Consider the following 13,730-nt stretch of genomic DNA (forward strand, 5'->3'; position numbering starts at 1 on the left):
GATATATAGTAATGGAGGTATTTACATAGATGTTCTGGATTTATTTAATTCTAATTTTTATTTCAGGCGGAAGTGGAATTGGTTTTATGACTCAAAATAAGTATACAGAAGCAATAATAGCTTTTGTTATTTGTATACTATTGTTTGGGCCACTGTATTATTATCTTAAAAGAAACAAAAGAAAGAGAAAAGCAGATTGTGACGATTTAGACTGTACGGATTGTTTTGATTGTGATTGTACTTGTTAAATTTTTCTTCCAAATAAAAAGCTAGTGTATTATTAAAAATACACTAGCTTTTTTGCTTTGAAATTTTAAGAAAAGTGTAGGAATACGGCTATTATATAGAGAACTTTAGTTTTGTATATAAAAGGAGGCGGGAAAATAATCTGTTTTGAACCACATTGGATTTCTAATATGGCTTCTTATTTACTAGATGGGGAGAAACAATCGGAATTTATTCAGCTAGGTGTTTTGCAGAAATTATTTGAAAGTGATACGCAAAGAAATGGTAAAGATGGCAATATAGGCATGAAAATACCGATATATTTAAGTGAATTAGGTGTGAAAAATATTGAATGTAGAGTAAGCGATAAAGTGAACTTTTTAGATTCAAATATGCATCACAATGATAAAAACGATTTGTATCAATCATTAAAAGAAGAGGGGATTGCAGGTGATCCGGGTGATAAGCAACAATTTGTAGAACGTTTAATAGCCAGAGGATTAACATATGATAATGCGCTAGCTCAATATGAAGCTGCACTACGATTTTTTAAGGCATTTCATCTTCATTCTTTTTTAGTATATGCTCCGAATATGAAAATTACATTTGGTGAAATAGAATGTTGAAAGATAGTGATTTATTAAGGAGTGCTACCTTCAATATATGGAACCATGATAGTCTTTGGTTGGAGAGATTAGAAGCTATTTGTGAGGAAATTCGAACTATTTCTCCACATATTCTTGCTCTACAGGAGGTTAGAAGTTGTGTTAATTTGAATTCAAAGAAAAATGTTGCACAGTATATAGCGGGTCAAATAGGGTATCCGTTTTGTATATTTAAGGAGTACCCTGATTTAATGAATGAGAAAAATGTCATTTTTTGTTGGTAAGTCGATATTCACCGTATAATCGCTGATATATCTTGAAAATCGCCGATATATTTTAAGAATCGCTGATATATTTAAATTATCGCCGGTATAATTTCATGTACTGTTTTTAACTGACAAAAGATAGGATACACATGTTACGTTATTCTATATAATCAAACAAAATACAGAGAAAAACAATCATTTTTACTATATTTTGTTATAAATTTGAATAATATTAATTAATACCATCCATTATAAGAGATTTTAGTTGAATACATACTATATGGTGTGTAAAATCTAAGCAAGTAGCAGTATAAATATAAATTCGAGGTGAATGCATGCTAGATTTTAAGCAGTTAGAAACTTGTTTGAAAGATAAGAGATTTGTAGACGGATTACAGGAAATAAATAATGAAATTGCATATATAAAAGAAACGAATACTTTATCCTATGTGAAGAATTGGCTTGCCAATATTCCTTCGCATAAGGAGTTTGATATATTAATTCGCCTTACTGATGAAGGGCTTATGCACCAATACAGTTCATTTCTCATTCGCTACGCTTATAAAAAATTCCCAAATATGAGAACGCTCTCTTTATATTGTGATGAGTTAATTGATGAGCGAAAAATTCTTGAAGCAGAGCAGTTGTTAAAATCTTCTTTAGAAGAGTTAGGTAAAGAAGAAATAGATGCAGATTTTTTAGCGAAAACATATTTTACGTTAGTACGATGTCTTTTAGAAATGAAACGAAACGAAGAAGCGCTAATGTATATGAAAAAAGCAGAGGAGTACAGTACACGTGCAGTCTTTGATAAATGGGGCTACGTTTATATGCATACAGGTGAATGGGAGAAAGCGGAAGAACAATTTATTGCTGGCATACAGCATGAAGATTGTGAAGAGTTATCTACCTATTTATTATCACAATTGTATGCGAATAAAGGGGAACAAAAACGTGCAATACAGTTAATTGATGATGCGATTGTAAAGTTTCCACAAGTACCATATTTTCATTTTGAGAAGGTAAAGTATTTATTAGATTTAGAGCAATATGAAGAAATGTTAGCGGTAATAGATAACATAAATACTCAGCTGCCATATCATGCCTATAATACTTACTTTGTACATTTACGTGCAGAAGCGTTGTACAAAATGAATAAGTTTGCAGATTTACAAAAGCTATTAAGAGAAGAAAAGAGTTTAAAAGAATCTTTATATCATAATTTAGAAAAAAATCCGGATGGAAAAAAGGTTCACTTGCCGATAGTTCCTATTGTACAAAAGGATAATTATTGTGTTCCGACAAGTTTAGAGATGATGTTGCGTATATGGGGAGAGAAACGTACACAAGATGAAATAGCAGAGTTTATTTTTGATATGACAGGTTCGAAGTTTTCAGATACTGTTTCTTATTTAGAAGAATTAGGTTATGAATATCGTTATTTTAAAGGGAATGAAGAGAATTATAAGAGACTGATTGACGAAGGAATTCCTGTTTTATTAAGTATAGATATTGAGCATGCTTCACACGTACAAGTTCTATCTGGATATGATGATACATTGCAAGCTTTCTATGTTCAAGATCCAAACTTTATAGAACCAGTTCTTGTGGAATATAGTAAATTACAAGAAAAATATCGTTATACAGGCTGTTTAGCAATCACGTTTGTTCCGAAAGAAAAGAAGGAGCAACTAGCGTTTCTAAGTGAAGAAGAAAATCGTTATTTTAAATCTATTTTTTCTCTTACGGATCATTTAGATGAACATGACAAAGAGGGAATTAGTAACTTAGTACAATTTTTAAAAGAAACGAGTGATAATCCAAATACGTGGTTATATACGATAAAGCACTTAGATGTTGAAGTAGATAAAGAATTTATTTTATATTGTATCGATAAGTTAATGGAAAAGTTTCCGAACTCGGACTTTGTTAAATTGCATGGTGCACAGTGTTTTATTCGTCTTCAGGAAGTAGACAAAGCCGAGCAAATGCTGACAAGCGTTGAGAAGAAAAATAATCGTGCATTATATCATTTGATAAATGGAAGATATGCTTTTGAGCAGGAAAGTTATATAGAAGCAATTTCAAGCTTTCGTTCATCGTTACAATTAGACGCAGATCAGCCTATTGCTTGGAGTTTTCTCGCTTTATCCTATATGTATATTGATCAATCTGAAAAAGCATTGCAATACTCTCAAGTTGCGTTAGAGCGTAGTCCTGAAAGGTTTACTTTAACGAATCACGGTATAATATTAATAGATTTAGAAAGATATGAAGAAGCATATGAAATCTTTAATGACTTGTTAAAAGAATATAAATATGAAGCACATGTATGGTATGAACGAGCGAGATGTGCACATCAACTAGGAAAATTATATTTAGCAATAAAAGGGCTTAAAGTAGCGATTCATTTGGATAGTAATGCACCTTACATTTATACAAAACTTTCGGAAATATACGAATCTGATTTGAAGGATGAGGAAAGTACGAAAGAAATTTTATTAAACGGTATTGAGAATTGTGATGATAAAGCATCTCTTTACGTAAAATTAGGTGACTATCATTTTCAAAATGATAGCTTGGAAGAAGCAGAAGTATTGTATAATCGTGCTTTAGAAGAAAATGATGAGGATGTTTATTCTCACTTCGGACTTACACAAGTTTATATGGCAAGAGAACAATACAAGGAAGCAAAAGAATATATTCTTGGTCTTGAGAAGCAAATTGAAAAGAGCCAAGATTTCCTCATGAATGCAGGAATGGTTTTATGGGATGCTGAAATTGAACTTGGTGGAAATGAAGAAGGGTTTAAAGTAGCGCTATCTAAGTTAGAAAATGGTATAAAGAAAAGTGATTATAATGTAGCAAGTGCGTTAGATGAATATGTGAATCGAATTAAAGGAACGGAATTTGTACAACGAGGTATAGCGTTTTTAAGAACGTTACACAAAGAAAGAAATGAAGTAAGTGAGTACGGTTGTTATGCAGGTATTTTATATGAATCTATTGGACAGTACGGCCAAGCGATGAAAAGATATAGTAAGGCGATAGAACAAAAGGAAACGGCATTACCGTATTACCGAATTGGTGAAACACTTATGGCATTAGGACAATTGACGGAAGCAAAACAAGCGTATGAAACATGTTTAGAGCTTGATGGGAATTTCGTAGGTGTACATTTACAGCTTGCGGAAATATACGAAAAAGAAGAAAACCGTTTTAAAGAACAAAGTCATATGGTTCAGGCGATGAAAGAAGAGCCGTTGCATATTAATATGGAATATTTGGCACAGCTTTCAGTAGATATGAATCTTCAGGAAGAATTGTTGACTGAACTAGAACAATTAGCGGAAGAAGTACCTGAAATATGGCGTTTAGATGCGATTGCATATGTGTACGGTGCGATGAATGAAATAGATAAAGAACAAGCACAGATTGAATACGCGCTACAATTAGATGGTGAGCATATAGAAGTTCTATATCATTATGCAAAAGTATTAGTGAAAAAAAGAAATGTAAAAGCAATTGAAGTTGCAATGAAAGTAATACAAAAAGATTTTGATAATGAACGTATATTTGATGTTTATGTAAAAGCAGTAGAGCAACATAAAAAATTGTCTAACATACGAGATTTTCTTCATACGTTAAAGGTGAAAAAAGCAGAAAGAAGTACAGCATTCATGTATGCTGCAGCTGCGGTTACGGAAATATGGATTGAACGCCAGCTGCATGAACAGCCGAAACGATCTATCATTACGAGAGCTTTTTATCGTATGAAAAATCGTGCGAAAGAAATTTCAATGGTTACTATGATAATTGATTTATATGAAATCTCTTTAAAGTTAAATCCGAAAAATAGTATGGCAGCACAGCGATTTGCGCTATTTTATGAGAATGTAGAGATGAATAAAGAAGCGATAGAGATTCTGCACACCTCACTAGAAAATAAATGGGATTATGAAGTAGCGAAGCAACTTGTAAATCTTTTCGTTGAGTGCGAGGAAGAAGATATGTTAAGAGATGCTTTGGAATTAACGAAGCAAATGGTTCGAGAACTACCAGATGATTATGATACTCTTCTTCTGCAAGCACAAGTATTCTTTAAAGCAGGGGAAGAAAGAAAAGCAGAAAAGATTACCTTACAATTAACGGAGCAAACACCGTTCGTAAGTAGAGCATTTCTTGCTTTAGGAGAAATATATCAAAGTCAAGAAAGGTTTGAAGAGGCAATTCAAGTATTAGAAAATGCTTCTATACATCATCCAAATGAAACAGTAATTCTTCTTTCTTTAGCGTCTTCATATCATGGTGCCGGCCAAACACTAAAGGCAGAAAAAATAACAAATGAAGTATTAACAATGGATGCAAGTGATTTGTTAGCAAGATATGATCGTGCTTGTTATTTAGCACAGTTAAATAGAAATGAAGAGGCGAAGGAAGAGCTTGAAATTGTCCTTCGTGAGGATGACTCGGGATTCTTTGTTGAACTTATTGAGGATGATGAAAATTTAGCAGCATTGCGAGAATTTGAAAAGTAATTGTATAAGAATAGGGGATAAGGATAAGAATATATTTTGAATTAGTTGACAATTAGTTGTCAAATGGCATAAAATAACTTTTAATAAAGTATACAAATCTGAAGACGAGAAAGAGTAAAATAGTGAACTGTTCTCCAGAGAGCCGGTATATTGCTGAAAGCCGGTGGGCAGAAGTTATTTGAAAATCATCTCCGAGGAGCCGAGGCTGAAAGTGAGTAAGCCCGGACGGATGTCTACCGTTACAAAGAACACGTATGATAGTACGTTGCTAAGCGCTATTAGTGAAAAGCTAATAGAATTAGGGTGGTAACGCGGGTAAACCCGTCCCTACTTCATAGGGGCGGGTTTTTTGTGTGCTTTTAAAACATTCAAAGGAGTGATTGTAGATGAAGAAAGTAGATGTAAAAGAGTCAGCTGTAGGGAGAGAAACACGTATTCGTAAGCAGTGGAACGAACAAAGCATTTTTGAACAATCAATTCAGAATCGAGAAGGCGCGCAATCGTTTGTGTTTTATGAAGGGCCACCAACGGCGAACGGTTTACCACACGTCGGCCATGCACTTGGTCGGGCAATTAAAGATTTAGTAGCAAGATATAAAACGATGGCTGGTTATAAAGTAGTAAGAAAAGCAGGATGGGATACACACGGTTTACCTGTAGAACTAGGTGTTGAGAAGCAACTTGGTATTTCTGGTAAACATGAGATCGAAGAATATGGTATTGAACCATTTATTCAAAAGTGTAAAGAGAGTGTTTTCACATATGAAAAGCAGTGGCGTGAATTCACTGAAAGTATTGGTTATTGGGTAGATATGGATGATCCATATGTAACTTTAGAGAATCCATATATCGAAAGTGTATGGCATATTTTGGGGACGATCCATGAAAAAGGATTGTTATATAAAGGACATAGAGTTTCACCATACTGCCCAAGCTGCCAAACCTCATTGAGCTCACATGAGGTTGCACAGGGGTATAAAACAGTAAAAGATTTAAGTGCAACTGTGAAGTTTAAAGTGGAAGATAGTGAAAATGAGTATTTCTTAGGTTGGACAACGACACCTTGGACACTTCCAGCAAACGTAGCGCTTGCTGTACATCCAAATATGGAATATGTTAAAGCAAAACAAGAAGGTCATGTATACATTGTTGCGAAAGAACGTGTACAAGAAGTATTAAAAGAAAACTATGAAGTATTATCTGTTCATAAAGGCGAAGAATTATTAAACACATCTTATACAGCGCCATTTCCGATGAAAGAAGTTACAAATGGTTACCGCGTTATCGCAGCAGAGTTTGTAACGGCAGATAGTGGTACAGGACTTGTTCATATTGCTCCAGCATATGGAGAGGACGATTATAGAGTTGTTCAAAGTGAAGGATTGTCATTCTTGCACGTTGTAGATGAAAAAGGTGAGTATACAGAAGCGGTACCATTTTTGAAAGGTAAATTTGTAAAAGATTGTGACGTTGACATTGTTCGTTATTTAGCGAAAGAAGGTTTACTATATCATAAAGAAAAATATGAACATAGCTATCCACATTGCTGGCGTTGTGATTCACCACTTCTTTATTATGCAGGAGAAAGTTGGTTAATCCGAACAACTGCAATTAAAGATACATTTTTACAAAATAATGATTCAGTTACTTGGTATCCGGATCATATGAAACATGGACGCTTTGGTAAGTTTTTAGAAAATATGGTGGACTGGAATATTAGCCGAAATAGATATTGGGGAACGCCATTAAACGTATGGGAATGTGAAAGTTGTGATCATCAGTTTGCGCCGAAAAGCATTGCCAAATTAAGAAAGCATAGTACGAAAGAAACACCGGAAGATTTAGAATTGCATAAGCCTTATGTAGATGAAGTTCAAGTCTGCTGCGAAAAATGCGGAGGCACAATGAATCGTACACCAGAAGTAATTGATGTTTGGTTTGATAGTGGTTCCATGCCATTTGCACAATATCATTACCCATTTGAAAATAAAGAGTTATTTGAAGAGCAGTTTCCAGCTGATGTTATTGCAGAGGGAATTGATCAAACACGCGGCTGGTTTTATAGTTTATTAGCAGTCTCAGCACTGTATACAGGAAAAGTACCGTATAAACGAGTGTTATCACTAGGGCATGTTTTAGATGAAGAAGGGCAGAAAATGTCTAAAAGTAAAGGGAATGCACTAGATCCAGTTGATTTAGTAGATAAGTTTGGTGCAGATGCGCTAAGATGGGCTTTACTTGTTGATAGTGCTCCGTGGAATGCGAAGCGTTTTTCTGAAAGAACCGTACTGGAAGCGAAATCTAAATTTGTAGATACATTAGTCAATGTGTATAGCTTCTACGTTTTATATGCAAATTTAGATGAGTATAACCCGAAAGAAACGTATGATGTAAAGCGTACGAAATTAGACGAATGGGTATTATCAAGATTGCATAGTACAACGAAAAAAGTGAGAACAGCACTTGATGATTATCAATTTACGAATGTAGCTCGTGAAATTGCAGCACTTGTAGATGAAGTGAGTAACTGGTATGTAAGACGCTCACGTAATCGTTTCTGGGAATCTGGTATGAACGCTGAAAAAGCTGCTGCGTATGAGACACTTCATGAAGTACTTGTAACAATTAGTAAATTAATTGCACCATTCACACCGTTTGTCGCGGAAGACATTCATCTTAATTTAGAAGGAAGTAGTGTTCATTTAGCTGATTATCCAGTTGTCAATGAATCACTACTTCAGCCGAAATTAGAAGCGGAAATGGATGCTGTTTTACAAGTTGTTGAACTTGGAAGAAGTAACCGTAATCAGCATTCTTTAAAAGTAAAACAGCCGCTAGCAGAACTTGTATTACTTGAGCATAACGAGAATGATATGGATTGGGAATCTTATCGTGATATCGTTATGGATGAGTTAAATGTAAAAGCGTTCCATGTTGAACTCGATGAAACAAAATACACATCATATCAATTGAAGCTTAATTTTAAAACAGCGGGGCCGAAGTTCGGTAAAAATGTGAATGCAGTGAATGGTTGGCTAAAACAATTATCACAAGAAGAAGTGCAAAACTTTGTATCAACAGGAAGAGCAGTTTACGAAGCAACACCAGGAGAAGAAGTAGTTGTAACTGCTGAAGATGTGTTAGTTGAGAAAGTTGCAAAATCAGGATTCTCTAATACGACTAACGGACAATACACAGTTATGTTAGATACGAATGTAACGGAAGAATTGTTACAAGAAGGAGTAGCGCGTGAATTCATTCGTGCGGTTCAAGAATATCGTAAACAGTTGAATTTACCAGTTAATTTACGAGTCGATGTTATTCTCGATACAGAAGTAGAGCTACAGCGAACGTTAACGAACCATAAAGATTTATTGGAAGAAAACTTACTCGTTAAACAATTTACATTTGGTCACTTAACGAACAAAGACGATGAACTTTCTTTAGGTGAGACAAAACTTAGAATTAAATTAAGTGCGGCTAATTAAAGAAAAAAGGAAGTTGGAATGATTCCAACTTCCTTTTTTGTATGATTAGAATTTATTTGACTATACATTCGATAGGATTACTAGCAATTTTCTTTTTTCATAGCGTACCGAAAACAATACTGTAGAAATATATTTCTACAGTATTGTTTTCACTTTACACATAAATATTGAGAAAATTTCACTTACCTCAAATGGAAAGGTAATAGAATTGTCCATAGAGAATTACTCCTAGATTCAATTTTTATCCCTCCATTTTGTGGAGAATGATTGCTGAGTGGTAACGGGATAAGGTTGAGCTACTTTATTAGGGGGAGTGGTTCTATGTTTAATAAAAAAATGGTGGCAATGGCAATGACTGTGCCGTTAGTAATGGGGACGATTTCTACGGTTTCGGCATTGGAAAAACAACAGCAAGTAAAGTTAGAAGCTTATTCGCCACAGAAAAAAGCAACTGAATATTTAAAAGAAAATGCTGCGCAGTATGGATTGAAGGCAGACCTTTCAGACTTGCAATATATTTCTACAACAGAAACGTCAGTAGCTTCATATGTTAGGTTCCAACAAGTTGTTAACGGTGCTCCTGTATTTTCAAAACAAATTACAGTTACTCTTAACGGAGAAGGAAAGGGAGTACTCGCTGTTTCTGATTATCAGCCTGTTACAGGTGTGAAGGAAGTAACGACAAAAATTAGTGAAAAAGATGCAATACAAAAATCAATGGCGTATGTTGGAGAAGCAAGTGAGCAAAACTTATGGGCTCCTACAGAGAAAGAATTCGGATATATTGTTGAAGAAGGAATGGCTCGTCCAGTATATAAAGTTGTAGTCCATTCTAATAATCCATTTGGTGCATGGGAAACATTTATTGATGCAGAAAATGGAAAGTTAATTAAAAAGGTTGATATAAACCGAAAAGCTGAAGGGTCAGGAAAAGTATTTTTACCTAACCCAGTAGTATCTAGCGGTAGTAAAGTAGGCTTAAAAGATAATAACGATGCAGATTCAACAGCTCTAACGAACCAACTGAAAACTGTTACGTTAAAAGGTTTAGATGGAACAGGATTTTTAATTGGAGAATATGTAACGATTTCTTCAAAAGCGAAAACAAAATCTACGAATTTACAATTTAACTATACACGTGCAAATGATAGCTTTGAAGATGTGATGTCGTATTATCATATCGATACATTACAGCGTTACATTCAAGGGTTAGGTTTTAAAAATATTAATAACCGTTCGATAAAAGTGAATGTTAATGGTACAACTGATGATAATTCATTCTATTCTCCATCAACAAAAGCTTTAACTTTCGGTACTGGCGGTGTTGATGATGCAGAAGATGCTGGTATTATCGCACATGAGTATGGGCATTCGATTCAAGATAACCAAGTTCCTGGCTTTGGTAGTTCAGCAGAAGGCGGAGCGATGGGAGAAGGATTTGGCGACTTCTTAGGTGCTACATATGAAGATGCAGTATCGACTACAGGATACGGAAAAGCATGTGTTGGAGAATGGGATGCGACAGCTTACTCTAGTTCAGATCCAACATGCTTACGCCGATTAGATACGAATAAAGTATATCCGAAAGATATAACGAATGAAGTGCATGATGATGGTGAAATTTGGGCACAAGGTCAATACGAAATGGCACAAGCTTTTGGCCGTGATGTAGCAACAAAAATCATTTTACAATCACACTGGTCATTAACACCAAACTCTAAATTCAGTGATGGAGCAAAAGCGATTAAGCAAGCAGATGCTCTTTTATATGGCGGACAACATGCTGCTGATATCGATCGTATTTGGGCAGCGAGAGGCATTAGTACGAATTAATATAAAAAGTCGTGGCATTATAAGCCACGACTTTTTAATTTGCTTACGAACTGGTACTAGTAAATAAAGCTATATCAATGATAGTGTGAATATATCCGTATCCCATTTACTTTTTAGCTTCTTTAAAAACAAAATGTTCTTTAAATTTTCTAGATTCAACTTTTTGACCATTTCGCATCAATCGGAATGGGTGTTCTTGCCATGTAATAATAACATCAACCTCATCCGCTTTTGTAGCAACAGGTAAATTAGCGTGTTCAAATCCAGTTTTTCCACTTGCTAAACGACTTTCCTTTAGGGAAAAGAGTTCATATTTCGTTTTCTTATTTGGTTCGTTGCGGAATACTTCGACGTTTACGTTATATACTTCACTATTCCCGATATTCTTTACTGAAAAATGATATGTTTGAAATTCAGTTTTTTTAGCTTGAAGCATATTTTTGTTTGTTTTTTTCGGTTTATCAATATTCACTAGCCATTGACCAGAGTTTTGAGAGATTGGTAAAGATTTTGGTGAATAGGCGTATGTTTCGTTTACTACAATTAGGCAAAACAATAGGAGAAAGAAACTAATTGCTTTTTGCATATGCACACCTCACTTTAAATTTGTTTATTAATATGCGTGAAAAATACGGTTTTTATGTAAAAAATAGGAAAATATTAGATGTGTAATTTCGGATTTGATACATAAGAATATGTATTACAAAATTAACTTTTCCCGTTTTAGAAGCAGTTAGGAGTTAGAAAATCAGAATGTTTCAAAAAAAATCTTGCATTTTATAAAGTTAGAAGTTAGAATACTCTGTAAATATAAAAAGTGATGATCAGGAAAAGTACATGGTGCAAAGGTCTACAGAGAGCAGCCGGTTGCTGAGAAGGTTGTGATACCGCATGATGGAAAGACACCTGTGAGTGTTGCTTTGAACGTGATTATTAGTAAAAGCAAACGGTACCTACCGTTATCAGGGCTAAGATGGTCAGTATGACAATTTGGGTGGTACCGCGGAAAAAAATCCGTCCCTATTTATAGGGGCGGATTTTTGTATTCTTTGAAAGGGGGTGAGTGACCGTGGATGATGACGATGACAACAATAACGTAAATAAATATAAAATTACTGGAGGGAAAAATAATGAATTCAATAATGAAGCGTTCACTCACAAAAGAATGTATGGAACAAAGTGGAAAGGTTGTATTACTTCAAGGATGGGTAAAAAAAATTCGGCATCTTGGAAATGTTAGTTTTTTATTATTACGGGACAGAACAGGAGTAATTCAATGTGTATTAGAGAATGGATTGGCTGGATATAAAGTTGATGTAGAAAGTGTTGTCCATGTAATCGGTGAAATAGTCGAGACGTCGAAAACAGAATTGGGTGTTGAAGTACTTGCTCATGAAGTGAAAGTAATAAACGGTGCAGAACCACTTCCATTTGAAATAAATAAAAAGAAGTTACAAGTGGGCTTAGATCAACTACTTAATGAGCGAGTAATATCATTAAGGCATGAGCGAACCGCAGCGATTTTTAAAGTGAAATCTACACTCGTTCAGAGCTTTAGTGAAATTCTTATAGAGAACGATTTCACACGGATCTTTACGCCGAAAATTGTTTCGCAAGGGGCAGAAGGAGGAGCAAATGTTTTTAAGCTTCCATACTTCCAAAAAGAAGCTTATTTAGCACAATCACCACAGTTCTATAAGCAAATGATGGTGGCAGGTGGGTTAGAACGAGTTTTTGAAATTGCACCTGTATATAGAGCGGAACATCATAATTCTTCCCGTCATTTGAATGAATATATATCGTTAGACGTAGAACTTGGTTTTATTCATGATTTTTATGAAGTGATGCAACTAGAAACGGATGTTTTACGATATATGTTTCAACAAGTAGCGAAAAAATGTGAAATAGAACTACAACTATTACAAATAGAAGTACCTGTTATTACTGAAATACCTAAAATTACATTGTTAGAAGCACAAGAAATTTTGAAAAGTAAGTATCGTAAAGAATCTCCTGTAGGGGATTTAGATACAGAAGGTGAAAAGTTACTAGGGAAATATGTAAAGGAAACATATAATAGTGAATTTGTTTTCATTACACATTATCCGAAAGAAGCGAGACCGATGTATACGATGCAAAATAAAGAGAATCCAGCTATTACTGATTCATTCGACTTATTATATAAAGGGTTAGAAATAACGTCAGGGGCACAGCGAATTCATAATTATGAAATGTTACTCGCTTCGTTTAAAGAAAAAGGATTACACCCAGAGAAATTTCAATCTTATTTAAATACATTCCGATACGGTTGTCCCCCGCATGGAGGTTTCGGAATTGGGTTAGAAAGGATTGTATATAAACTATTAGAATTAACAAATGTACGAGAGGCGAGTGCTTTTCCGAGAGATTGTACTCGTCTTATACCGTAAAAAGATGAAAATATAGACTCTTTCTTTTGCTAATAAGCTTAGTAAAAGTGAGTTATCAATATGAACCATTTCGACAAAAAATTAATATACCCCTTGACAGTTACAAATATAACCGATATACTTCATATTAATTTCAAAAGAAAATATATTCTAAATATTACAATGTGTTGAATAGGAGTAGTAAGGTCATGTATTTGTACAGAGAGCTATGGGTTGGTGCGACATAGTCAAATGACATCCTGAACTCGCCTAGGAGCAGTAAGGTGGAATGGAATCACATTCTTAGTAAATCTTAACGGTTAACCTTCGATATTAGGTTTGTAATCAAACGATTACTACTAAGGTG

The 13,730-nt window shown here is 34.6% G+C and carries 6 protein-coding genes, 2 pseudogenes and 3 other annotated features (1 of these 11 cut by a window edge); of the genes and pseudogenes, 7 read left to right on the forward strand and 1 reads right to left on the reverse strand.

Translation table 11 applies throughout. The annotated features are described in order from the left end of the window. Positions 1 to 29 precede the first annotated feature (29 nt). From BCG9842_RS10370 to BCG9842_RS10395, 6 genes and pseudogenes are all read left to right on the forward strand, one after another. Complete coding sequence (locus BCG9842_RS10370) at positions 30 to 248, forward strand: hypothetical protein (protein ID WP_000498605.1); 219 nt, start codon at positions 30 to 32, stop codon at positions 246 to 248. A gap of 117 nt (positions 249 to 365) precedes the next feature. Then, positions 366 to 851, forward strand: a pseudogene (locus BCG9842_RS10375) (methyltransferase); the annotation flags it as partial. Next, positions 845 to 1,090 (forward strand): annotated as a pseudogene (locus BCG9842_RS31910) (hypothetical protein); the annotation flags it as partial. The pseudogenes BCG9842_RS10375 and BCG9842_RS31910, both read left to right, overlap by 7 nt. Before the next feature lie 341 nt (positions 1,091 to 1,431). Continuing rightward, positions 1,432 to 5,634, forward strand: coding sequence for a bacteriocin-processing peptidase family protein (locus BCG9842_RS10385; protein ID WP_000883841.1), 4,203 nt, complete (start codon positions 1,432 to 1,434; stop codon positions 5,632 to 5,634). A 92-nt stretch (positions 5,635 to 5,726) separates the two neighbouring features. Continuing rightward, positions 5,727 to 5,966 (forward strand) — a binding site (T-box leader). Positions 5,967 to 6,020: 54 nt separating this feature from the next. Then, complete coding sequence (gene ileS, locus BCG9842_RS10390; protein ID WP_000754895.1) at positions 6,021 to 9,122, forward strand: isoleucine--tRNA ligase; 3,102 nt, start codon at positions 6,021 to 6,023, stop codon at positions 9,120 to 9,122. A gap of 321 nt (positions 9,123 to 9,443) precedes the next feature. Then, positions 9,444 to 10,955: a M36 family metallopeptidase gene (locus tag BCG9842_RS10395; protein WP_000482263.1), complete on the forward strand. Its 1,512-nt coding sequence runs from the start codon at positions 9,444 to 9,446 to the stop codon at positions 10,953 to 10,955. A 106-nt stretch (positions 10,956 to 11,061) separates the two neighbouring features. Here the strand turns inward: BCG9842_RS10395 and BCG9842_RS10400 are convergent, their stop codons facing one another. Beyond that, complete coding sequence (locus BCG9842_RS10400; protein WP_001167924.1) at positions 11,062 to 11,541, reverse strand: hypothetical protein; 480 nt, start codon at positions 11,539 to 11,541, stop codon at positions 11,062 to 11,064. A 225-nt stretch (positions 11,542 to 11,766) separates the two neighbouring features. Then, positions 11,767 to 11,980, forward strand: a binding site (T-box leader). Between the two features lie 105 nt (positions 11,981 to 12,085). Between BCG9842_RS10400 and aspS the strand changes: the two genes are divergently transcribed. Further along, the gene (aspS, locus tag BCG9842_RS10405; RefSeq protein WP_001084710.1) at positions 12,086 to 13,384 is read left to right on the forward strand and encodes an aspartate--tRNA(Asn) ligase; all 1,299 of its coding nucleotides are present in this window, start codon (positions 12,086 to 12,088) and stop codon (positions 13,382 to 13,384) included. Positions 13,385 to 13,542: 158 nt separating this feature from the next. Continuing rightward, positions 13,543 to 13,730, forward strand: a binding site (T-box leader); it runs 61 nt beyond the window's last position.

The sequence above is a fragment of the Bacillus cereus G9842 genome (assembly GCF_000021305.1).
GTDB classification, from domain to species: Bacteria; Bacillota; Bacilli; order Bacillales; family Bacillaceae_G; genus Bacillus_A; species Bacillus_A thuringiensis_S.

Bases quoted from the DNA above. Each gene is read 5' to 3' on its own strand.
- BCG9842_RS10400 (WP_001167924.1), bottom strand. From the start codon at position 11,541: ATGCAAAAAGCAATTAGTTTCTTTCTCCTATTGTTTTGCCTAATTGTA.
- BCG9842_RS10385 (WP_000883841.1), top strand. From the start codon at position 1,432: ATGCTAGATTTTAAGCAGTTAGAAACTTGTTTGAAAGATAAGAGATTT.
- BCG9842_RS10395 (WP_000482263.1), top strand. From the start codon at position 9,444: ATGTTTAATAAAAAAATGGTGGCAATGGCAATGACTGTGCCGTTAGTA.
- ileS (WP_000754895.1), top strand. From the start codon at position 6,021: ATGAAGAAAGTAGATGTAAAAGAGTCAGCTGTAGGGAGAGAAACACGT.
- BCG9842_RS10370 (WP_000498605.1), top strand. From the start codon at position 30: ATGTTCTGGATTTATTTAATTCTAATTTTTATTTCAGGCGGAAGTGGA.
- aspS (WP_001084710.1), top strand. From the start codon at position 12,086: ATGAATTCAATAATGAAGCGTTCACTCACAAAAGAATGTATGGAACAA.